A 22,738-nucleotide genomic window follows, 5' to 3' on the forward strand; every position below is an offset into this window, starting at 1 on the left:
CCCGTCTGGGGCGCGCTTGGGGGGCAATTCGGTCGCGGGGTGTCCGCCGGGATTCGGTTTGCCTGAGGGTGGAAATCATCGTTTGTGCGCCGCTGTCTATCCTGATCTGTGTGTGCGTGCCGCGCGTATTTAGAAATTTTCCTGCGTGATAACAAGCGGATGTCGAATTCTTCCGGGGCGGTTTGCCCACTGGCTTTTCTTGACACTTGTGCGATCTGAGATCTCAGTATATGGTGGCGCCAGAAATGAAGAATGATCGACTGAGGAGATCGGAAAGTGACTGCAGACAATAAAACTTCCAACACGGGTGCCGAGTTTATTGCGGATAGTGTTCAGGGTCTCGGCATCGACCATGTGTTCTTTGTCGATGCCGTTTTGCGCGAGACCCTCGTCGCGCTGGAGAAACGCGGCATCAAACGCATTCTTGCGCATTCGGAAAAATCCGCGGCCTATATGGCCGATGGTTTTGCCCGCGCCACGGGGAAGCTTGGGGTTTGCATGGCGCAATCTGTCGGCGCGGCCAATCTCGCGGCTGGTTTGCAGGATGCATATCTGAACCGGACGCCGGTTTTGGCGATCACCGGCAAGAAGGATGCCATGCACCAGTATCGCAATTCCTACCAAGAGGTGCCGCATGCGCCGTTGTATAAATCGGTGACGAAGTACCAGGCCGATGTCGATGAAATCGACCAACTGCCCTACCTGCTGAAGCAAGCGGTGCGATCGGCCTTTACCGGCACCAAACGCCCGGTGCATTTGGATTTCATGCATTATCGTGGTTCCGACATCGAAGATGCGACGCTGCAGCTTCCTGCCGGGGTTTACGCGCAATTCGTGACGCCCGATGCGGCGGATCAGGCGCCCGCGTCAGAGTTGTCGCTTGCGGCGGCGATGTCGCGTCTTGTTGCGGCGGAGCGGCCGATGATGGTCGTCGGCATGGGGGCGGATGAGGCCGGAATCGCCGATGCGCTTCGCCAGTTTGCCGAGAAGTTTGATGTGCCAATCGCGACCTCTGTCGGGGGGCGCAGCTTGATCGAAACATCACATCCCTTGCACTTTGGGGTGGTGGGAACCTATTCCGCCCCTTACGCAAACGAGATGCTGTTTGATGCGGATCTGGTGATCTATGTCGGGTGCCACACCGGCGATCAGATCAGCTGCGATTGGAAAATTCCGGCGACAGCAACGCCCATCATTCATATTGATATTGATCCCGCCGAACTGGGCCGAAACTATCCGAATACATGTGGCCTTGCGGGGCATCCGGTCAAGGTGCTGGAGCAACTGGTCGCAGCCGGTGAGGCGCAGTCGCGGGCGGCGTGGACCGCAAAATGTGCAAAAGCGCAATCGGATTGGGTCGCGAGCTATCAGGATATCATCACAAGCCCGCAACAACCCATTCGGGCCGAGCGTTTGGCATATGACCTGTCAGATGCGCTGCCGGATGATGCGATTGTTGTTGCCGATACCGGGTTTTCCGCGACCTGGACGGCGCAGCTTACAGAGTTTCGCAAACCGACACAGCAATACATCCGCGCGGCGGGATCGCTCGGGTGGGCGTTTCCTGCGGCGGTTGGCGTGAAATGTGGGCAAATGAACCGCCCGGTCATTTGCTTCACAGGTGACGGCGCGATGCATTACCACTCGTCCGAGCTTGAAACCGTTCGGCGCTGGAATATCCCGTTGATCACCATTGTGAACAACAATTCCTCGTTGGGACAGGGGCTTCGGTCGGTGAAGCAATTGTATAAGGATCGCGACGGCAATCTCGACGATTTGGTGAACTTCCACCCAATCAATTTTGCAGAGCTGGCCGAGGTCTATGGCATCAAGGGCATGCGCGTCGAGCGAGCCGAGGACATTGTCCCGACCATCAAGAAAGCAATTGAATTGGGAGAGCCGGTTGTGATTGACGTTGTCACAGACGCGGATTGCAACCCTCAGCCAGCTTGGATCCCTGCATAATGTCTCCAACGTTTGAAAATATTTGCATCATTGGTGCGGGCGTCATGGGGCACGGTATTGCCGTGGTCCATGCGCTGGGCGGCAGCAAGGTCGTTCTGTGCGATCTGTCGGACGAGGCGCTTGAAAAGGCGAAATCCCAGATTGCCGGCGCTTTTGAGACCCTGTGCGAAGGACAGGTGGCAACGGCCGCGGATGTCGCGCGGGCACAGGCGCTGATCACCTATTCAACCGATCTGGATACGGCTCTGGCGACGACCGATTATGTCGTCGAGGCCATTACCGAAGATCTGGAGGTCAAGCGGCGCATCTTCAGCCGTATCGAGGCGCTCGCGCCAAAGGATGCGGTGGTCACCAGCAACACGTCATACCTGGATATCTTTCCGGCCTTGCCCGAAGGATTGCGGGCGCGTGCCTTTGTCGTGCACTGGTACACGCCGCCCTATATCATTGATCTTGTTGATGTTGTGCCCGCGCCGGAAGTTCCGGTCGCGCTGGCGGACAAGCTTATGTCGTACCTCACGGCGCTTGGAAAGAAGCCGGTCCGGTTAAAGAAGTTCATTCCGGGCTATATCGCCAACCGGGTGCAAATGGCCATCGAGAGCGAGATTTTTCACCTGCTGGATGCCGGTATTGCCGACGCCGCAGACATTGATGAGTCGATCCGAGAGGGGCTGGCCATGCGCTTGGCCTTGTTCGGGCAGTTCAAGAAAATTGATTACACGGGCGTTAAAATCGTTCGCGACAGTCACAAGCTTGGGGCCTATGTTCCGCCGGTATTGCCGACCGGCAGTCAGGCTTTGGACAAAATGGTCGAGGACGGTCACGAGGGCGTTTCGCATGGCAGGGGCTTTTATGACTACGCCGGGCAATCCCCGATCGAGCTGTTCCATGAGCGCGACATGAACCTCATGGCGGTAAAGCGCGCGTTAAAGCCACTCAAGACATAATTCGCTCGTCTCCTCCCTGAGCGAATTTGGTAGGGCCGCACCCCAGGGTTTCTTGGGTGTGCGGTCTTTGCCGTTGTCGGGGCAATTTTCATCACTGTCTTTCACTGTCGGCGGGGCCTCCGCGCGATTTTCTATTCATTTAAACGTTCTGTTTTCAGCGGCTTAGGGGGTTGTTGTCCGAGCTGGCCCTGTGGTTGGGGAAATTCCTTGCGTTATTTGAGATCTCAGATCACAATATGCCTTGTCTCACGGAGGAAAGAGACGAATCGACAACGGCACTGCCCGCATCGCGGCATGTGCCGCCAACGAATTGGCGTTTCGTCGCCAGCAGGAGGAAAGAATTCATGTTCACCAAACGAGGTTTTTTGGCCGCGACCGTCGCAGCCAGCGCGCTTTTCACAGCACATTTCGCATCCGCACAGGACACCACGCAAATCGGCTTTTTCGGGCCGCTGACAGGCCCAAGCGCCCAGCTTGGACAATCCTTGCGCAATGGCGCCTTGGTTGCGCTTGACGAGATCAACGCCGCTGGCGGTGTGTTGGGGCACCAAATCGAAATGATCGAATACGACGACCGTTCGTCCCCCGAACAGGCCGTGCGTTCCGCGACCAAACTGGTGCAAGTCGACAATGTCGCCTTTATCGTCGGCTCTCTGCACAGTGGCAATATCCTGGCGTCCGGCCCTGTCATTGAAGAGGCCCAGGTCCCTCTTATCGGGGCAGGCACGTCGCCGACATGGCTGGAAAGTGGTTACACCTATCTGTTCCGTGCGCTTGGCAACAGCAGCCTGTCGATCAAGGAGTTGGCAAAATACGCCAAGGCGCACGAGCTGAACGAGATTGTCGTATTCCACACCAATGACGAATACGGCAACGCGGGCGCAAAAGCATTCTCGATGACCGCCGAGGAATATGGCCTCTCGTTGGTTGGCGATGAATCCTTCACCCGTGGCGACCGTGATTTCACCGGGCAAATCGCATCAATCGTAAAGGCGTCGCCGGATGCGGTTTTGATCTGGGCGATTGGCGATGACCTTGGCCCCGTGACCAAGCAATTGCGTCAGCTGGGCTATTTTGGCCCGATCCTGGGGGCCGAAGGCTATACCACGCCGGAAGCGATTGAAATCGCCGGATCGACGGCGAATGGCGTTATCCTTGCCTCGCAATACCTGCTGCCAAACTTCCCCGAGGAGGCATCGAATGACGCGATCAAAAGCTTTCTTGAGGATTACGTCGCATTGATCGGACGTATGCCGGATTCCGACAATTCCTATCGCGGCTATGATGCGGTGAAGCTTTTTGCAGAGGCCGCAGAAGCCGCCGGAACATTCGACGGCGCAACCCTGCGCGATGCGATCAACAATATCGAAGGGTATGAGGGGCTCGCCGGGACGTTCAATTTCGTTGGCGGTCAAGGCGAGGGGATCGACGCGGTCCGCTTGTTTGCAATCGAAGACGGCAACTTCTCCGAAGTGCAATAATCCCTAATCGCAACTCTGGGCCTGTGGCATCCCCTGCCGCAGGCCTCTCTTATGCAGGCGGCATACAATGCAATTTTTCATCCAACTTGCCCTCGGCGGGCTGATGGTCGGCGCCATCTATGCGCTGCTCGGAATGGGGTATAGCCTTATCTACCGCGCGTCGGGATTGTTGACCTTCGCCCAGGGCGACTACTTCATGCTTGGCGCATTTCTTACCTTTACCTTTTCGGTATTGGTGGGACTTCCGTTCTTTGTGGTCCTGCCCCTTGTTGGCGCGCTGATGCTTGGGCTCGGGTTCTTGACCGAACGGGTGTTGATCGGCCCGCTCATTGCGCGCGGAAGCGGCCCGATTTACATCGTTCTTGCGACCATTGGCCTTTCTATCTTCTTGCAGAACATGGCGATGATCATTTGGGGCAGCCAAGGGTTTCATGTGCCTTCCGTGATGGGTGATATGCCCATGAAGTTCGGCGATATCTATGTCGTTCCGCAAAATCTGGCGATTGTGTTCATCACGCTTGGCATCATGGTCGCGCTGCATATTTTCATGAACAAAAGCAAGGTCGGCACCGCGTTGCGCGCGGCGGCACAGGATAAGATGGCAGCGGCGACATTGGGCATCAATGTTGTCTTTGCGATTGGTTTGACCTGGGGGATTTCCGTCGGGTTGGCCGGGATTGCCGGTCTGTTGATCGCGCCCATTTTTGGCGTCACGGCGCACATGGGCCTTCTGGTTGGCCTCAAGGGTTTCGCCGCCGCCGTGGTCGGGGGCTATGGCTCTATCTATGGCGCTGTGATCGGGGGCTTTCTGGTTGGTTTGATCGAAGCGTTTTCCTCTGGCTACATCGATTTAAGCTTCAAGGACGTCGTGGTTTTCGGCGTGCTCTTGTTGGTGCTGTTTGTGCGCCCCGAAGGTCTTTTGCCAAGCCCTGCGTTGGAGGATCTCTGATGGGTCAGATCAATCAAAAGTATGTCCTGGCGGTGCTGTTGGTCGCGCTGGTCTGTGTGCCGCTGATATTGACCAACAACTATCTGTTGCTGGTTGCCACGTTGATCGGGATTTACATCATCGTGAACTGCGGCCTTGATATCGTGTTCGGCTATTCCGGGCAGATCACATTGGGGCAGGCCGGCTTTTACGCCATTGGGGCCTATTCTTCGGCGATCTTGTCCATTCATACCGAAATCCCGGTGATTTTCTGCATGATTTTCGGCGGTTTGCTGTCGTCGTTTCTTGGCATGTTGGTGGCCATTCCATCCGTCAAACTGGTGCACCATTTTCTGGCGATGGTGACGATCGGTTTTGGCGAAATCATTCGACTGCTTGCGATGAATGGTGGCGAACTCACAGGGGCGGCGGACGGGATTTCGTTTATCCCGAAACTGAACCTTTTTGGCTATGTCTTTGAAACGGTCGGGTCTTATTACTACTTCGTTCTGGCCTGTGTCGTGGTCTTCCTTGTGATCAAACACAACCTTGTCACCTCCCGGGTGGGGCGCGCGTTCCGGTCCATTCGTGATGACAATGCGGCGGCTGCGGCTTTCGGGATCAATGTGCGCCGGATGAAGGTCACAGCCTTCACCGTCGAGGGGTTTTTCGGCGGCTTTGGTGGCGCGCTTTATGCCCATTTGGTCGGCTTCATCAGCCCGGAAACCTTTGCGCTGCAACAGTCGGTCATCTTCCTGACCATGGTTCTGTTGGGGGGCAGCGGGACGCTTTGGGGCCCGGTGATCGGCACCGTGCTGATTTCGATCCTGTTCGAAGCTCTTCAGCCCTTTGGTCAGGTCCAGATGGTTGTCTATGGGTTGATCATCATGGTGGTCATCATGTTCCTGCCGCGCGGAATTGCAGGCACGTTGAACGACCGTTTTAACCGCCAGAATTCCAAAAAACTGGAGCTATCAAGTGACGCTTCTTAAAGTAGATAACGTAACCAAACGCTTTGCGGGATTGACGGCTGTCGACTCGTGCTCCTTTAGCGTCGAACAGGGCGCGGTTCATGCGCTGATCGGCCCGAACGGCGCGGGCAAAACCACCATGTTCAACATGATTGGCGGGGCGCTTGCGGTCTCGGATGGGGCGATCAATTTCGACGGCCAGGATTTGGCGGGGACATTGCCGCATGATCGCATGAAGATGGGCATTGCGCGCACATTTCAGCTGATCAGCCTGTTCAAAGAGATGAACGTCATCGAAAACGTCATGGCGGGGGCCTATTGTCGAACGCATTCGGGGATCTTGGCGTCGATGTTGAATTTGCCCAGTGCCCGCCGTGAAGCCGAAGCGACAAAGGCGCGGGCGCTTGAGCTGCTGGATTTTGTCGGTTTGGGCGATAGCGCGGGCGCGGGTTTGATGCTTGCCGGCAGCCTGTCTTATGGTGAGCAACGCATTCTCGAAATCGCCCGTGCGCTTGCGGGGGACCCCAAGTTGATCTTGCTGGATGAGCCTGCGGCGGGGATGAACCCGACAGAGAAAATCCGCCTTAGCGATACCATTCGACAGATCGCAAACAAGGGTGTGACCGTGTTGATCGTCGAGCATGACATGCAGCTGGTCATGGGCGTCGCGGACAAGATTACAGTGCTCGATCACGGTGTTCGGATTGCAGAAGGTCTGCCCAAGGACATCCAGAACGACCCCGAGGTCATCAGGGCCTATATTGGTGAAGGAGCCGAGCAATGCTGAGCGTCAAGGGTTTGAAGTTTCGCTATGGCAATGTCGAGACGCTGCATGGCATTGATCTGGAGGTCAATGCAGGTGAGGTTGTTGCGCTGATTGGGGCCAATGGCGCGGGCAAGACCACGACATTGCGCTGTGTTTCCGGCATCCTGAAACCCTATGCCGGGTCCATCACGTTGAATGGGGCCGATCTGACCACCATGCCACCGCATCAAATTGCGCGAAACGGAATTGGGCACGTGCTTGAGGGGCGGCATCTTTTCAAGGGGCTGACGGTGCGCGAAAATCTGTTGATGGGGTCATATGGGCGTCAGGACAGCGACGGTATTTCCGAAGATCTTGAAACCGTCTATGCGCTGTTCCCAAGGGTGAAGGAGCGTCTCGGACAGGTGAGCGGAACGCTGAGTGGTGGCGAGCAACAAATGGTGGCCATGGCGCGCTCTTTGATGGCGAAGCCCAAGATCCTGCTTTTGGACGAACCTTCCATGGGGCTTGCCCCCAAGGTCATCGATACGATTTTCGAAATCATTCACAATGTCGCTGACACGGGCTTGCCCATCCTGTTGGTCGAACAGAATGCAAAGCGCGCGTTGAACATGTCCAAGCGGGCCTATGTTCTGGAGATCGGCAATGTTGTCCTGAGCGGCTCTGGTGAGGATCTGTCAAAGGACGAGGCGGTGCAGCGCAGCTACCTCGGTGGCTAGGGGCAGGATGAATGGGGCCTGACCCCAAGGCATAGGCGCGGGATCATCGCGTGCGATCCCAGCGCGCGGTATGCGATGATACCGCAACAACAAAGGGTGCGCCCGATGGATCAGTTGCAATTCTACGTCACGGTGCGGTCGCCGTATTCCTATCTGGCGCTTGATCGCGTCGTGGCATTGGCCGAAAAACACCAGCTTGAGCTGGTTTTGAAGCCGGTTTACCCCTTGGCGATACGCTTGCCTGCGTTTTTTGACGCTGGCCATCCGGCATTGCTGACCTATCTGCGACGAGATGCCGAGCGTGTGGCGCAGATGCAGGGCATATTGTTTTCATGGCCCATGCCGGACCCGATTGTGCAGGATTTGGCGACAAGCGAAATTGCAACCGAACAGCCGCATATTCGGCGCTTGTCCCGACTGCTCGTTGCTGCATGCGACATGGGGCAGGGTGTTCAGGCCTATCGGGCAATGAGCCGTCTGTTGTTTCGCGAGCGAGGCGATTGGTCTGCCGCAGGTGCGCTAGAGGATGCGATGCGGCGTGCGGGCTGTGATTGGGCGCATCTCTGCACACATATCAAAGAAAACCCCGAGACCTGTGATCGTATCCTGTCCGCCAACAGTGCAGATCTGGACCAGGCCGGACATTGGGGCACGCCGTCACTGGTGTTCGGGGATCAGCTTTTCTTTGGGCAGGACAGGATAGAGATGTGTGATTGGTTCCTCGGCCAAACTACCTAGCCGTGTTTGCGCGCGGCTGGGCTGAGCGCAGGAAAAAGGGCCGAAGCGGCAGAAAACCACCCCGGCCAATTGTTTACTTCAATGCACCGACTTCGCGGTAATACCGCGCGGCACCCGGATGCAGCGGCATGCCGGCCCGGTCTTCGACGGCGAATTCAATGTTCAACGCCGTGGCCCAGGGCGCATCCGAAGAGATCGAGTCGAGATTGTCCCAGAACGCCTTGGTCATCTGGTAAACCGCTTCTTCATCCAGATCGGCGCGCACACCGATGCCGACCGGCGTGTCATTGGACACGACCGGGCCGTCGTTCATCTGGTTCTTGTACATGTTGGGGGCAAGTTCGGTGATATAGCGGAAATTGCCGAGATATTTGTCGACCGCCTCGCCGGTGTGATCCTCGGGCGCGATAAAGCGCACGCTTTCGGTTTCGGTGAACTGCAGGAACTGCTGGCAGGGGTCGATACAGCCGTTCACATACATGTCGATCTTGCCGTCTTGAAAGGCCTGGAAACCGGTTGCCCAGTTGGCGGTGATCGCTTCATAATCCTCACCCGCGACAAGGCCGGTCGTCGCCTCGATCCAGCCTTTGGCCGCGTTGAACGCGCCGCCGCCTGCGGGGCCGAGAAAGACGGTGGTCCCTTCGATGTCATCGAGATATTCGATGTCGCTGTCGCCACGCACGGCATAATGGTAGTCGCCATAGGGGAACCACATCAACAGCGCGAGGTTTTCGGCAAGGGCGGCGGCGTCGGCCTCTCTGGCATACATGGCCGTGCCGTTTTTCTGGAACGTGTAGATCGTCGGCGAGGTCATCCACATGTCGAGATTGCCGCGTGCGGCCTCGAGCTGGTGCACCGTGGCGGCGCCACCGCCGGCCACTTCGATCTCGACCGTGTCCTGGTTCGAGTTCACCACATTGGCGAAGGTCGCCATTGTGATCGCCTGTCCAAGGCTTGGTTCGATGGTGGCCATCTTGAGCGTTTCTGCGCCCGTCGTGGTGGCGAATGTCGTGGCGGTCAGGGCCGCCAGGGTCAGGTATCGCATCTTGTTTCCTCCCGGTTGAATGCGTTCTTGTGTCAGGTCGGTGTCGCGGCCGTGGGTCTGGCAAGGCGCGGACTTGCGATAATCAGCGCGAGGCCCAGTGCGGCGGCGGGTGCGGCGATGGCCAGTTGCGGCAGCAGGGTCAGCCCGCCCAGGGCCAGCCGCAAGACCCGCTCGATCGGGGCAGACGGTTGCGGTCAAAGCCCGCAAGCGCCGAGGCGATCAGCCACATCGCAAGGGTGAAAGCGCCGATGATCCAGAAGAAATCAAACCAGGTGACGGTCGAAATGTCGATCATGGCGCGGGACACGACCCGGTCTTCGCCGAACCATTCGAACATCACCTGAAGCTTGTACAGAACCGCCGGATGATAGACGAAAACAAAGGGGATCAGGAACCCCGCGAGGGCGATCTTGGCGGCCTCGAATCCGGTTCTGATCGGATCGGCCCCGGCGATGGGCGCGGCGGCAAAGGCCGCAAGCGCAACCGGCGGCGTGACCGTCGACATCATCGCAAAGACGACGACGAACAGGTGCAGGGTCAGCGGCGCAATGCCCACCGCGTCGATACCCGAGCTAAGCGCAATCACGATGATGAAATAGGTTGCCCCCGGCGGCAGGCCCATGCCCAGCACGATTGCCCCCAGCGCCACCACCACCAGCACCAGCGGCAGCGGACCATCGGCCAGTTCCGCCAAAAGCTGTGACAAACGACCGGCAAAGCCCGAGGTCTGGATCAACCCGACGATCAACCCGATGGCGGTCACGATGATTACGATGGTGGCGGCCATCCGGCCGGCATCAACAATCGCACGCCACAACCGGCTGGCCGAACGGAATTCGCGGAACAGGATACTCGCCGAGATCAGCGCCACAACCAGCCCGTAAAAACCGGCCTTTGGCACCGAAGGTTGGGAAAACAGGAAATAGCTGAGCGTGCCAAGCGGGATCACGAAGACCAGGCATTGCAGCCATTCCTTGCCGGTCAATTTCGGGCGTTCGGACGCGGGCAAAGCGCCGATGCCGCATTTGCGGGCCTCGAAATAGACCGCCAGAAACGTCCCGAGATAAAAGAAGATCGCAGGCAGGATCGCCGCCACCACGATGTAGCGGTATTCCAGCCCGATCTGCCCCGCGACGAAAAAGGCCACAACCCCCATCACCGGCGGCATGATCTGCCCCCCGGTCGAAGCGGCGGCCTCGACCGCGCCTGCAAAGGCGGGTTTGAACCCGGCCTTGCGGATGACCGGAATGGTCATCACCCCGGTGGACACGACGTTGGAAATCGCCGCCCCCGACAATGTGCCAAACAGCGCCGACGACGCAACCGAGGCATGCGCCGCCCCGCCGGTCATGCCACCGGTCAACCGGTTGGCGATCTTCATCAACAGATCACCCGCCCCGCTGGCCATCAGCACAGCGCCAAAGACGATAAAGATCAGAACGTTGCCGGTGACCACCTGAATCGGTTGGCCGAACATGCCGCCCGTCTGGGCCCAGAATTGCAGGATCATCTGGCGCAGGTTCTGGCTGAACGTCGACTCGGACCCGGCCAGGATACCGGTCCAGTCCGGCAGATAACCCTTGATGAAAAAGTAGACCACCCAAAGCAGGCAGAACCCGACGATAAAGCCGCCAAACAGCCGCCATGTCAGGTACAGCGTGATGGCCGTGGCCAGCGGGAACATGACATAGTCGATGCCGCGCGCCGATGGCAAAACGCCTGCGTCTGATGCAAAGATCGCGATGATCCAGCTGGTAAAGGCCGCCGCCGCCAGGATCGTCAACGCCCAGTTGACCGCCCTCAGCCCCGGTTCGCGGTGCAGCGTCAAAAGCGTGATGGCAAAGCTGAGCACGATGGGCAGCCCGACAATCAACCCGGTGGGCAGCAGGAACCCCTGCTCAAACGCGCGATAGGTGGCGCCCAGCCAATGTTCGCGCAGGAAAACCCGTTGATCGCGGCGGCTCATCTCGTCGAAGGCGGGGGTCGTGGTTTCGATGAACCAGCGGACAAAATCGCTGATCGGGCCAGAAGCGGAATACAGCACGATCACGCCGACAAAGATCGCCGCAATCACATCCGAGATGTGTTTATCAAACAGGATGCCGCGCCTCTGCGGCATTGTCTTTGCATCGGTTGTCATTGGGTTTCCTCCCCGGCCTCAGGGCCGTCCAGATGAACCTGACGCGCAGGCCCCCGGTATTTTTCTGTAAGCTCGTCCGGCACTTCGCTGCCATCGACGAGAAAGGGCAGGATGCCGCGGCGCATCGTGACACCGCGCATTGCCAAGATGTCGGCGTCGGATTTTGTCACCCGTTGCGCCATGCGCCGGCCCCATTGCCCAAGGAATTCATACAGCCGGTCGATCTGTGGCGCGTGCTCCTCCTTCGCGCCGAGATCGGTGAATTCCTGTGGGTCGGTGGCCAGGTCAAACAGCATCGGGCGAAAGCCACCTTCGAAGTGGATCAGTTTCCAGCGCCCGTCAAAAACCATGAACATCCGCGCATCGCGGGGCGTGACGCCCAGTTGCGCGGCGCGCGGCGTGACAGAATAGTCGTATTCACTGATGACGTAGTCGCGCCAATCCTCGGGCGTTTCGCCCTGAATCCACGGCATGAGCGATCGACCTTCGATGATATGATCGGCCACAGTGCCGCCTGCCGCATCGACAAATGTCGCGGCAAGGTCGATGGCCTCGACCAGCGCATCACAGGTGGTGCCGCGCGTGGCGTCGGCGCTGTCGCGTGGGTCGCAGATGATCATCGGGATCTTGACCGATGCCTCGTGAAAGAAATCCTTTTCGCCCAGCCAGTGATCGCCCAGATAATCACCATGGTCCGAGGTCAGAACGATCATCGTGTCGTCCATCTTGCCCGTGGTTTCGAGGTGATCAAGCAGGCGGCCCAATTGATCATCACATTGCTTGATCAGGCCCATATAGGCCGGGATGACCTTTTCGCGCACTGCGTCCTGCTGAAACGCCTGTGCCACGCGAATGTTGTGATAGGCGTCCAGAACAGGGTGTGGATCGTTCAGCTCCGAAGCGTCCCGCACAGGTGCCTGTATCTGGTTGTGGCCGTACATGTCGTGATAGGGCGCGGGCACGATATAAGGCCAATGCGGCTTGATAAAGGACACATGCGCGCACCAGGGGCCCTTGGCCTCGTCCACAAACCGGATGGTTTCGGAGGTCAACCACGGGGTTTCGCTGTGTTCTTCGCGGATATTTGCGGGTTTGTCGGCGTTGCGAAACATCCAGCCCGATGCGATCTCGCCATCGCTGACCCCGGCATTGGCATAATCGGCCCAGGGGTTTTCGCCGTCATACCCCTGTGCCTTCAGGAATTCGTTATAGGGGGAGCGTTTTTCGTCATAGAACCCATCCGGCCCCATCCCCCAAAGCCCGTCATCCCGCGCCCATGCGTCGAAACCGCAATCCGCCTGCCGCGCGCCGATCACGCTGTCGGGTGCCAGTCCCAGCCGCGCCATGCCCTTGGCATCGGCCTTCATGTGGGTCTTGCCCATCAGCCAGCAATCCATGCCGGCCTCACGCAGGTGATCGCCCAGTGTCACCTCGCCTACGCGCAGGGGAAATCCGTTCCACTGCGCCCCATGCGAAGACACATAGCGCCCGGTATAAAAGCTTATCCGCGAGGCGCCGCAGATTGGTGATTGTACGTAAGCATTGGTAAAGCGCACGCCGCGCGCCGCCACCCGGTCAAAATTCGGCGTATCCAATGTGGCATGACCTGCACAGCTCAAATAATCAAAGCGCAACTGATCATACATGATGAACAAGATATTCATCGCGGCCTCCCAACCTGTGCACCGCGGCGCGGCGCCCTCCCGATGGGTCAGGTGTAGCGCTGAAAATCTATTCGCACGAGAACCGAAATGTTGATGGGTATATCCTTTGGGAATACCCTAGCCAAATTCGTTCTGGGCGACCTGCAGCACGCAATCCGAAAAATACCGCACGGCCGGGGTCGGGGGACGTTCCGAGGCGGTGACAAGCGCAATTGGCGAGGACGAGAGCGGATCTTCCAGCGCCAGCGCCCGGATTTTGTACCGGCCCTCGATGATATCCAGCAGCAACGCGGGAAAGGTGCACAGCACATCGCCGCCTTCGACCATTGCCAGAATACTGGTGATGGAATCCGAGGTCACCATCGGGTCGGGCGGCGGCAACCCGCGCGAGATGAAATGCCGTTGCAGATAAGGCAGACGCGCCCGCGTGCCGATCATCAGCCAATCCGCCCCTTCCAGATCCGCCAGCCGGGTTTTGTTCACCCAGCGAGAATTGTTGCTTGCGATGATCGCGACAGGCGTGTCGACAAGATGCGCCACCGTCAGCCCGGCGGTATCCGCGGCGCGTGGTTCCGGCCCGATCACCAGATCGACCAAACCGTCGCGCACCGGGCCAAAGGCCATCGGCTCATGCCCGCCGGTGATTTGCACGCGTACCTTGGGAAAGCGCCGCTTGAACCGGCGGATGGCGCCGCCGACGATCCGGCTGGCGGCCATGGGGGACACAGTGATGTTCAGCTGCCCGGTGCCTGCGCTGCTGCGTTGTTCGACGTCTTCCTGCATCTTGCGCAATTCCGCCCGAATGATCCCGGCGCGGCGCAGAACCTGCGTGCCTTCTTCGGTCACTGCGACACCGCTTGGTGCACGTTTGAAGATCGCGGTGTTCAATTCGGCCTCGGCCTGGCGCAGGGCCTTGGTGACCGCTGGTTGGGTCTTGCCCAACAGTTTCGCGGCCGCACGAATGCTGCCGGCCTGTTCAATCGCCAAAAGCATTTCGATATGCTGTAGTTTGATCATGTGGAGGCCTCCCGCGCTCTATGCGCCAAGGTTATACCCCCAAACAATCCGTTCCTAGCCTCGCGTCCCAATCTCCCGTTGAATGCCGGTCGGAGACCTGTTGGATGCCGTGCCCGGACACTATTTCCCGATCGCCCCGGCGCGGGAAAAGACCCCAACGATCAGATCCATCGGCGTCAGACCCACCAAAGAAAGCACCGCCGGATCTGACGTGTCGCAAGAAATCTTGGGGGAATTCGACCTGTCCCTCCTTAGGCAGAGGTCGCCGCGTTCAGCGCAATGTCCATCAATTCACGGATCTTTTCTTCACGGGTTTGCGCGACGACACGGCCCAGCTCATCGTCGCCTTTCAGAACAACCAGCGTCGAGCGGCGCGGAATCCGCATCCGCGCAGCCATCTGGGAGCGGCCATAAAGATCCCAGTCAATCTCGATAAAGGTGATGTTGGCTTCATAAGCCGGGTTCTCGGCCTTCAGCTTGTCCATGACCCGCTTTTGCGCATGACAGGTGCTGCACCAGCTGGCGGTGAAATCGAGAAACAGGGTCTCGCCCGCGTCCAGCCGCGCATCCAGCATCCCGGGTTTGTAAGCCAAAGGCGCCGCACCAGCGGCATGCGGCAACAGTCCGCTGCCTGTGGTTGCAAGGAAAGCTGCGCTCAGTTGGAAAAAATCGCGTCGATGCATATCGGGGTCCTCGGGTTCACAAGATCACAGAAAAGTCGATCAGCCAGTTGGGCATATTCTGTAGCGCCCAGGCTTCGATGACATGGTTCAATCGGAACAGCAGCGCCAGCCCAACCGCAATGAAAACGCCGCCCAACACCGGGCGTGATACTTTTGCCAGGCGGCGCAGGGCCATTGTATTTTGTGCAACATAGGCCAGCGCGATGATGATGGTCGACACGCCCGCCGCAAAAAATACCATGATCCCCGTGGCGCGCAGCAGATCGTCGCCTTGGCTTGCCAGGGCGATGGCCCCGCCCAACGTCGGCCCGACACAGGGCGACCAAACCGCCCCCAACAGCAACCCGCCCAGAAACTGGCCCTGTGGTCTTGATCGGTCGATCTGATCAAGCTGTCCATCGGCGCTGGCTGCAAAACCCGCAGTTGCCGTTGAAAAGGCGGCGGAAAACCGGGGGATCACCAGCATGGTGCCAAACACAATCATCAACACCGCGCCAGCCTGGGCAATATGGTCGGAATGCAGCCCGATCAAATGGCCGAATGCGGTCACGGATACACCCAGCACGACAAAAGACAGGCTCATACCCGCCGCGAGCCACAGCGGCCCGGATCGCCCGGATTGCAGGGCGGTGGCCAGCACAATTGGCAGCACCGGCAGAACGCAGGGGTTGATCAGGGTCAGCAGCCCCGCGCCATATGCAAACAACATTTCCATCGCCCTTTTGTTGCCTCGGGCGGTTGAAATGTCATCTGACAAGTGGGTGATCGCCCCGGATCACAGGATCACAGGATCACAGGATCACAGGAACACAGGAACACAGGAACACAAGGTCACAGGGTCGACCGTGGCGTCTTGGGCGCCCGTTGTTTCGACAATTGCACCGCCAGGATACCCGCGGCGATAATCGCCACGCCAATCACATCCAGCAGCCCCAGGTTTTCTTTCAGCAGCACGGCCGCAACCGCAGCGCCAAAGAAGGGGTTCAGGAAATGAAAGGTTGCGGCCTTGACCGCGCCAATGCGGTTGACCAGCGTGAACCAGACAAAGGTGGCCAAAAGACCGGGCACAAATGTGGTGTAGATAAAGGCCAGCACCAATGACGTTGTCATCTGGACCTCAAACGGCCATTCCAATGCAAAGGACGCCACCCCAAGAATTGCCGCCCCCACAAGCATCTGCAATCCGACGATCATCATCACATTGCCGCCCGATGATGCGCCGCGGACCGACAGGGTGGCAATTGTCAGCGCCGCCGCGCCGGCCATGCACAGCGTCAGGCCAAACATATCGACACCGGCGCCAATCCGCGCGCCCATGATCACCATGACCCCGCCAAACCCGGCGACCAGCCCGGCCACCGCCAGCCTTGGCAGTTTTTCGCGAAAGAACACCCAGCCCGCCAGCGCCACCATAAGCGGCATTGTGGATGCGATGATCGAGGCCAGTGAAGCTTCGATGGTTCGCATGGCGACAAAATTCAGGCCAAGGTACATCGCGTTCTGGCATATGCCGAACACCAGCGTCGCCCGCCATTGCAAGCGGCTGAGCCGGAAGTTCTGGCCCATGGCCAATGCGATGGCGATCCCGATCACCCCGGACACCAGAAACCGCAGCGCCAAAGACCCCATCGGCGGGGCATAGGCAACGATGATCCGGGCCGAGGTAAAGGCCGAAGACCACATGGCGGCAAAAGCCAGGCCCATCAATATCGCACGTAAATCCATGGGCTCTTCCTATGGCGGAGGGTGGGGAATGAAAAGCGGCGTTATTGCACGACCTTGGTCGGACCATAGGCGGCGCGGAACCGGGCATGTGCCGCATCATAGGCGCCCTGCAATTCTGTATTGGGGGCAACCACGCCTGCGATGTCGGGCGGGGTCATGATGTCCTGCCAATTTGCGCCCGCGGCGGCCATGCCCAATCGCGCGGCCCCCAGGGCCGCACCGAATTCACCATCGGCCGGCAGCGCCAGTGGCACGCCCAACACGGTGGCGATCAATTGCAACCAATAATCCGACCGGCTGCCGCCCCCCAGCGCAATCAATTGCTCGATCCGTGCGCCGGTCTGGACCAGCGCATCGAAACTGTCGCGCAGACCAAAGGCCACACCTTCCAGCACCGCGCGGGTCATATCCTCGCGGCTGGTGGCGGTGGACAGCCCGGTGAAGCTGCCGCGAATGGCGGCATCGTTATGCGGTGTGCGTTCGCCCGACAAATAGGGCAGGAACCGGACCTGTCCCGGCGGCTGCAAATCCCGCAGCGGCGCAGTCAGTTCCGCGGGCGTGGCCCCGGTGATTTGTGCCAGCCAATTGAGACTGTCGGTCGCCGACAACATCACGCCCATCTGATACCATTGCCCGGGCACGGCATGGCAAAAGGTATGCACCGCAGTTTCCGGTGCCGGGGCATAGCCATCGCGTGCCGCCAGCAGCACACCCGAGGTGCCGAGCGAGACAAATCCCTGACCTTCGTTCAGCGCGCCAATGCCACAGGCCGCCGCCGCATTGTCCCCAGCGCCGCCGGCAACCGACACCGGGCCGCGCAATCCCCATTTTTGGCAGAGCTCTTCGCGCAATTGTCCGGCTTCTTCGCTGCCTTCGACCAGTCTTGGCATCTGGTCGCGGCGCATGTGACCGGCGGCCAGCAGGTCATCGGACCAATCCCGTCGCCCCGTGTTCAGCCAGGAGGTGCCGGCGCTGTCGGACATATCGGCGACATAGGCGCCGGTCAGGTGGAAATTGACATAGGCCGTCGGCAAAAGCACCTTGGCCACCTGATCAAACAGCTCGGGCTCATGGGTGCGGACCCAATCCAGCTTGGGCGCGGTAAAGCCCGGAAAAACGATATTGCCGGATTCGGCGCGCAGGATCGGCAATGCGTCAAGGCGCGCGGCCTCCTGACTGGCGCGGCTGTCGTTCCACAGAATACAGGGGCGCAGCACCTTGCCGTCGCCATCCAGCAGGGTCGCGCCATGCATATGACCGGCCACGCCGATGCCGCGCAGGTCGGCAAATCCGGGGCAGGTGGTGCGCAGTTCCTCGATCGCGCTGTCCAGAGCGGCAATCCAGTCGGCGGGGTCTTGTTCCGACCAGCCCGGATGGGGGTGATGGGCGCGGTAATGGCGTTCCGTCGCGCCCAGCGGCGCGCCGTCTTCTGTCACCAAAAGCGCCCGCAATCCCGATGTCCCCAGATCAATGCCAAGATAGCTCATGATCGCAATTCCCCTTCGCAGTGATGTCTCTGTCGCTCGGGTGTCGTGGCGCCCGTGCCATGTTTCAAAACCACTGGCCGGTTTCCATCAACCCTAAATCCAGCAATTGCCGCGAATGCCATTCGAAGGGCACAGAGTTTTTCCAGGTGAACTGGTGAATATCAAAGGTCGATCCGGCGTTCAGTTTCAGCGCCTTGGCCGTGCGGAACGAGGCAACCACCGCCGTCAGGTTGTTGTGCCAGGGGCAGGCGTAGGTGTTGAATTCCTCGTCATCAAAGGTGTTGTCCGGACGCATCGTGAGCTTGGGTTTGGCACGGAAAATCGACACCCGGTCGATCTTGCGCCGTGTGGGGGGCACATGTTCCTCGTACCGCCAGCGCAAACCGCCGTGGAAATCCAACTGTCGTTCTTTGGGGTGACCATGGTTCTTCGGGTCCGGGCGGGCCAGCGCATAATACCCGCTGCGGTCGATCTGGGCGTCGTCCAGTGACACAGCATTGGGAAATTTGTTCAGATCCTGGGCATAAAGATCAACCACAAAGGTCAACATCGCATCGCGCCGTTCCTCGGCGTGGAAGGTCAGCATTTCGCTGATGGTGCGGGTTTCGCAAAACGGATAGAACAGATATTCCGCATTGTAACAATAATAGAGCCAGCTGGTCCCCGCGACCGGGATCACCGCATTGACCAATGCCTCGATCCCGCCATCCCGTGCGGTGGTGTGATCGACACGGCAGATGCCATCGCTCAGATCATCGGGAAGGTTCACCCGGTCGGGCATGAAGCCTACAATTGTCTTGAACCCAAGATGCTGATGGTGGCGCAGCGTCGAGGCAATTTCAACATCGTCTTCGCACAGGATCAGCGCAACCGGGCCTTTGGCCAGAACGGCCTTGCCGCGCGCCAGAAAGTCCAGGAGAGAGGAAAACCGCATGTCTGTCATTTTGCCATGATCTTGAAATTTCGCTGCATCGACACCCCGAAGCTTGCCGCAAACTCGGTGAATTTTGTGTGCATTGCAAGACAGGTGGTTTTTGCTGTACCTAGACGCCTTCTAACCTGCCCTCAGACCGGCCTTATGACGCGCCCAAGGATTTGACAATGTCCGACCCCAAAAAGCTTTTTATCAAGACCTACGGCTGCCAGATGAATGTCTATGACAGCGAAAGGATGGCGGAATCGCTGGGCGGGCAGGGCTATGTCGAAACCAAAAGCCCCGAAGACGCGGACATGATCCTGCTGAACACCTGTCACATTCGGGAAAAGGCGGCGGAAAAGGTCTATTCCGAATTAGGTCGCTACAGGGGATTGAAAGAGGCCAAGCCGGATCTGAAAATCGGCGTTGCGGGCTGTGTCGCCCAGGCCGAGGGACAGGAAATCATGCGCCGTCAGCCGATGGTCGATTTGGTGGTGGGCCCGCAAAGCTATCACCGCCTGCCCGAGCTGGAGGCCAAGACGCGGGACGGGTCCAAGGCATTGGACACCGATTTCCCCGAAGAAGACAAATTCGAGCACCTGAAATCCCGGCCCAAGGCGGCCCGTGGCCCCACCGCCTTTCTCACTGTTCAGGAAGGCTGCGACAAGTTCTGTGCCTTCTGCGTTGTGCCCTATACCCGGGGCGCCGAAGTGTCACGCCCGGTGACACAGGTTCTGGACGAGGCCCGCGAGCTGGTCGATCGCGGTGTGCGCGAAGTGACGTTGCTTGGGCAGAACGTGAATGCCTATCATGGTGCGGGGCAGGGCGGGGATTGGTCGCTGGCGCGGCTGATCGACGGTCTGGCCGAGATCGACGGTCTGGAACGCATTCGCTATACCACCAGCCATCCCAACGACATGTCGGACGATCTGATCGCCGCCCATGCGGACTGCGCGAAGCTGATGCCCTATTTGCATCTGCCGGTACAGGCCGGATCTGACAAGATCCTGAAGCGGATGAACCGGGCCCATACGGCCGAGAGCTATCTGCGTCTGATTGAACGGCTGCGGGTGGCGCGGCCTGATATGCATTTTTCCGGCGATTTCATTGTCGGCTTCCCGGAAGAAACCGAAGAGGATTTTCAGGCGACGCTCGATCTGATCCGCGAAGTGCGCTACGGCACGGCCTATTCGTTCAAATATTCCACCCGCCCCGGAACCCCCGCTGCCGAACGCCCTCAGGTCGAAGAAGCGGTGAAAAGCGAACGGTTGCAACGGCTTCAGACGCTGATCAGCGAACAACAACGCGCCCTTCAGGATGCGATGGTCGGGCGCGAAGTGTCGGTCCTGTTTGAAAAGTCGGGGCGTATGCCGGGCCAGATGGTCGGAAAATCCGAATATCTTCATGCGGTGCATGTCACCGATGCCAAGGTCGCGCGCGGCGACACCGCCCGCGTGCGCGTCGTCGAAAGCCTGACCAATTCACTGGCGGGCGTCCTGGCCTGAGCGCGGCGCCCCGCGTCATTGCCGGGGAAAGGCCAGGGCGGGGTGACCCCGCCCTTTGCTCATGTTCGTCTGGGTCGTGCTTGTTCGGATCGACCAGGCGTTAGTAGTTGTGCTTGCGATGCGACGCGCGGTCGTAATAAATCCGCAGCATCGTTGATTTCAGCCCCTCGGGGTTGCCGACCAACGCCGGGTCGCGGCAGACCCGTTCTGCAATCGCATGGGCGTTGGGGAAGTCATAGCCAATCGCCACCAGGCTGTCGATGAACACCGGATTCGGGCGATCCCAGATCACGTCGTTCCACGGGCCCCGAAAACAGCTGACAACGATTTGCGTCCCGGTCGGACCATAGGCGCCGTGGTGGCTGTGTTTGTGCTTGCCACCCGCCATCGCAGGGGCCGCGAAGGCCGCACAGACGGCAGCCAGGACAATTGCTTTTTTCATGGTGTATTCCTAATCGAATGGTGCGGCCAAATGCTTTGGCCTGGGAAGCGCATTGCGCACGATCGTGGCCCGGCAGATGGGCTGCGCCGTGACAGGGTGCAACGTGACTGCTTGCGAGATTAATCTTCTGTTAACACTTTCCAAAGAGGTTTTTCTCTTTGGTTACAAATTGACATCAATCCGACGTATCAATCGGAATTGTTCGCAAATCCGGGTCATTTGTCACCGGCGAAATCGCTGCTGCTTTTTGCGGCCAGGATGAACAGAGCGACCTAACTGCCTGAGAAACATTGCACTCTGACCGCTGTGGATAAGTCAAATAATCGCCGATATAGCGGAACATCCGCCAAACCCCCGCAATATCTGGATTTTTTCCTTCACACCTCTGGATTGTTTGTTAAAGTGTTGAATATAGAATGAGTTAGGGTTCCGCTGGGATTGATTCTCTTTGCGGCGGGCCCCTCGGGGGAAACACTTTAACAAGGGACAAAAAGCTGTGGGGACTTTTATCACCAAAGCCTTTCGGGCCGCTGCCATGGGTTGCGCCACCGCTGCTGTTGTTGCCCTGTTCTCGGCCAGCATGGCCGATGCGCAGGCGTTTACGCGTGACACACCGTCACAAAACGGACGGGACAGGGGCCAATATATTCCGGAAATCGTGCTGACACCGGATGGCTGCGAGGTCTGGGCCGCAGATGATGGCGCCGAAGGCTATGCATCGAACCGGCTGACCCGCAAAGGCACGCCCATCTGTCATGATGTGACCTCCTGCGGTGTGCTGAATGCCGATCAGTTCTTTGCCACGGACAGCTATCGTATCCATTCCCAGGGCCGCGCCCGGTTGCAGCAGTTCTTTCAGAGTTCGTCTGCGTTTGCCTATACAATTGTTGGTCACACCGACAGCCGCGCCAGCTACGAATATAACCAACGTTTGAGCTACAATCGCGCGGTTTCGGTCGCCAAGGTCGCCAAATCGGTTGGTGCGAAAATTGTCGACGTGCGTGGCATGGGCGAAACCGCCCCCGTCGCCACCAATAGTACGCGCGACGGCATGGCCCGCAATCGCCGCGTTGAAATCCTGTGCTTCCAGTAAGGGGACGCGACATGAAAATCGTCAAACTCTGTGCCGCCCTGTCGCTGGGCTTTGTTGTCGCTGCCTGCGACGAAGGCGTGCGCGGCTATCCTGCCGACAAAACGGTGGATCGCGGCATCAATGACCATTCGCTGAAAACCCTGAAATGGGGCATTTTTGTGGATCCTGATGGTTGCGACCACTGGATCTCGGATGATGGTGTCGAAGGGTATCAGGTCAATCGGCTTGACCGCTACGGCAAACCGGTGTGTTCCGGTGTCGCCCCGCCGACATATACTGCCGGTGATTTCAAGGGCGGGTCGTTTATTCCCGATCCCAACTGATCACCACTGGCGATCCAGAATAATGAACAGCCGCGGGGGTCGTCCTGCGGCTGTTTCTGTTTGCGAAGGTGAACGGGAAAGCCCGGTTTTTCTCAAAACGCCGCAAATTCATGAAGCCCAGGTGACATTTTCCAACCGGCCCCTTGCCAAGGCTTGAAGTCTCGGCTTTGCTGATTACCATAT

At 58.8% G+C, this 22,738-nt stretch carries 21 protein-coding genes; 11 read left to right on the forward strand and 10 right to left on the reverse strand.

Going from position 1 to position 22,738, the window contains the following annotated elements; all coding sequences use genetic code 11:
- Nucleotides 1-276: 276 nt before the first annotated feature.
- The 8 genes from AC0L4F_RS10560 (at nucleotide 277) to AC0L4F_RS10595 (ending at nucleotide 8,515) form a co-directional block, all read left to right on the forward strand.
- Nucleotides 277-1,965, forward strand: coding sequence for a thiamine pyrophosphate-binding protein (locus tag AC0L4F_RS10560; protein ID WP_244688153.1), 1,689 nt, complete (start codon nucleotides 277-279; stop codon nucleotides 1,963-1,965).
- Complete coding sequence (locus AC0L4F_RS10565; RefSeq protein ID WP_244688155.1) at nucleotides 1,965-2,912, forward strand: 3-hydroxyacyl-CoA dehydrogenase family protein; 948 nt, start codon at nucleotides 1,965-1,967, stop codon at nucleotides 2,910-2,912. Before AC0L4F_RS10560 ends, AC0L4F_RS10565 begins: the two co-directional genes overlap by 1 nt.
- A gap of 344 nt (nucleotides 2,913-3,256) precedes the next feature.
- Complete coding sequence (locus tag AC0L4F_RS10570; RefSeq protein WP_244688157.1) at nucleotides 3,257-4,393, forward strand: ABC transporter substrate-binding protein; 1,137 nt, start codon at nucleotides 3,257-3,259, stop codon at nucleotides 4,391-4,393.
- A gap of 67 nt (nucleotides 4,394-4,460) precedes the next feature.
- Entirely contained in the window at nucleotides 4,461-5,342 is an 882-nt protein-coding gene (locus tag AC0L4F_RS10575) for a branched-chain amino acid ABC transporter permease (RefSeq protein ID WP_244688159.1), read from the forward strand.
- Nucleotides 5,342-6,313 (forward strand): branched-chain amino acid ABC transporter permease, encoded by a 972-nt coding sequence (locus AC0L4F_RS10580; protein ID WP_244688161.1) that lies wholly within the window; start codon nucleotides 5,342-5,344, stop codon nucleotides 6,311-6,313. Before AC0L4F_RS10575 ends, AC0L4F_RS10580 begins: the two co-directional genes overlap by 1 nt.
- Nucleotides 6,300-7,079 carry an ABC transporter ATP-binding protein gene (locus AC0L4F_RS10585; protein ID WP_244688163.1) on the forward strand — a complete coding sequence of 260 codons (780 nt, stop codon included), beginning with the start codon at nucleotides 6,300-6,302 and terminating at the stop codon, nucleotides 7,077-7,079. Before AC0L4F_RS10580 ends, AC0L4F_RS10585 begins: the two co-directional genes overlap by 14 nt.
- Nucleotides 7,073-7,777 carry an ABC transporter ATP-binding protein gene (locus tag AC0L4F_RS10590; RefSeq protein WP_244688165.1) on the forward strand — a complete coding sequence of 235 codons (705 nt, stop codon included), beginning with the start codon at nucleotides 7,073-7,075 and terminating at the stop codon, nucleotides 7,775-7,777. Before AC0L4F_RS10585 ends, AC0L4F_RS10590 begins: the two co-directional genes overlap by 7 nt.
- Nucleotides 7,778-7,882: 105 nt before the next feature.
- Entirely contained in the window at nucleotides 7,883-8,515 is a 633-nt protein-coding gene (locus AC0L4F_RS10595; RefSeq protein WP_244688167.1) for a 2-hydroxychromene-2-carboxylate isomerase, read from the forward strand.
- Between the two features lie 73 nt (nucleotides 8,516-8,588).
- Here AC0L4F_RS10595 and AC0L4F_RS10600 read toward each other — a convergent pair whose 3' ends face one another.
- The 9 genes from AC0L4F_RS10600 to AC0L4F_RS10640 form a co-directional block, all read right to left on the reverse strand.
- A complete protein-coding gene (locus AC0L4F_RS10600) occupies nucleotides 8,589-9,560 on the reverse strand; it encodes a TAXI family TRAP transporter solute-binding subunit (RefSeq protein WP_244688170.1) in 972 nt (323 codons plus the stop codon).
- Between the two features lie 139 nt (nucleotides 9,561-9,699).
- Complete coding sequence (locus AC0L4F_RS10605) at nucleotides 9,700-11,700, reverse strand: TRAP transporter permease (protein WP_244688172.1); 2,001 nt, start codon at nucleotides 11,698-11,700, stop codon at nucleotides 9,700-9,702.
- Nucleotides 11,697-13,364 carry a sulfatase-like hydrolase/transferase gene (locus tag AC0L4F_RS10610; protein WP_244688175.1) on the reverse strand — a complete coding sequence of 556 codons (1,668 nt, stop codon included), beginning with the start codon at nucleotides 13,362-13,364 and terminating at the stop codon, nucleotides 11,697-11,699. The genes AC0L4F_RS10605 and AC0L4F_RS10610 overlap by 4 nt, the downstream gene beginning before the upstream one ends.
- A gap of 117 nt (nucleotides 13,365-13,481) precedes the next feature.
- Nucleotides 13,482-14,381, reverse strand: coding sequence for a LysR family transcriptional regulator (locus AC0L4F_RS10615; protein ID WP_244688177.1), 900 nt, complete (start codon nucleotides 14,379-14,381; stop codon nucleotides 13,482-13,484).
- A 251-nt stretch (nucleotides 14,382-14,632) separates the two neighbouring features.
- A complete protein-coding gene (locus tag AC0L4F_RS10620; protein WP_244688180.1) occupies nucleotides 14,633-15,064 on the reverse strand; it encodes a thioredoxin family protein in 432 nt (143 codons plus the stop codon).
- 16 nt (nucleotides 15,065-15,080) lie between these two features.
- The gene (locus AC0L4F_RS10625) at nucleotides 15,081-15,773 is read right to left on the reverse strand and encodes a cytochrome c biogenesis CcdA family protein (RefSeq protein ID WP_348524085.1); all 693 of its coding nucleotides are present in this window, start codon (nucleotides 15,771-15,773) and stop codon (nucleotides 15,081-15,083) included.
- Nucleotides 15,774-15,895: 122 nt separating this feature from the next.
- Nucleotides 15,896-16,789, reverse strand: a complete 894-nt coding sequence (locus AC0L4F_RS10630; RefSeq protein WP_244688184.1) for a DMT family transporter — start codon at nucleotides 16,787-16,789, stop codon at nucleotides 15,896-15,898.
- A 41-nt stretch (nucleotides 16,790-16,830) separates the two neighbouring features.
- Nucleotides 16,831-18,276: a xylulokinase gene (gene xylB, locus AC0L4F_RS10635; protein ID WP_244688186.1), complete on the reverse strand. Its 1,446-nt coding sequence runs from the start codon at nucleotides 18,274-18,276 to the stop codon at nucleotides 16,831-16,833.
- A gap of 64 nt (nucleotides 18,277-18,340) precedes the next feature.
- Nucleotides 18,341-19,210, reverse strand: a complete 870-nt coding sequence (locus tag AC0L4F_RS10640; protein ID WP_244688922.1) for a glycosyltransferase family protein — start codon at nucleotides 19,208-19,210, stop codon at nucleotides 18,341-18,343.
- A 167-nt stretch (nucleotides 19,211-19,377) separates the two neighbouring features.
- Between AC0L4F_RS10640 and miaB the strand changes: the two genes are divergently transcribed.
- Nucleotides 19,378-20,697 carry a tRNA (N6-isopentenyl adenosine(37)-C2)-methylthiotransferase MiaB gene (gene miaB, locus AC0L4F_RS10645; RefSeq protein WP_244688188.1) on the forward strand — a complete coding sequence of 440 codons (1,320 nt, stop codon included), beginning with the start codon at nucleotides 19,378-19,380 and terminating at the stop codon, nucleotides 20,695-20,697.
- 100 nt (nucleotides 20,698-20,797) lie between these two features.
- Here miaB and AC0L4F_RS10650 read toward each other — a convergent pair whose 3' ends face one another.
- Nucleotides 20,798-21,139, reverse strand: a complete 342-nt coding sequence (locus tag AC0L4F_RS10650) for a hypothetical protein (protein ID WP_244688191.1) — start codon at nucleotides 21,137-21,139, stop codon at nucleotides 20,798-20,800.
- Nucleotides 21,140-21,635: 496 nt separating this feature from the next.
- On the opposite strand from AC0L4F_RS10650, the gene AC0L4F_RS10655 reads away from it, so the two are divergent.
- Complete coding sequence (locus AC0L4F_RS10655) at nucleotides 21,636-22,232, forward strand: OmpA family protein (protein WP_244688193.1); 597 nt, start codon at nucleotides 21,636-21,638, stop codon at nucleotides 22,230-22,232.
- Nucleotides 22,233-22,243: 11 nt separating this feature from the next.
- Nucleotides 22,244-22,555, forward strand: a complete 312-nt coding sequence (locus tag AC0L4F_RS10660) for a hypothetical protein (RefSeq protein WP_244688195.1) — start codon at nucleotides 22,244-22,246, stop codon at nucleotides 22,553-22,555.
- Nucleotides 22,556-22,738: the final 183 nt, after the last annotated feature.

Source organism: Marinovum sp. J2-8 (genome assembly GCF_055808435.1).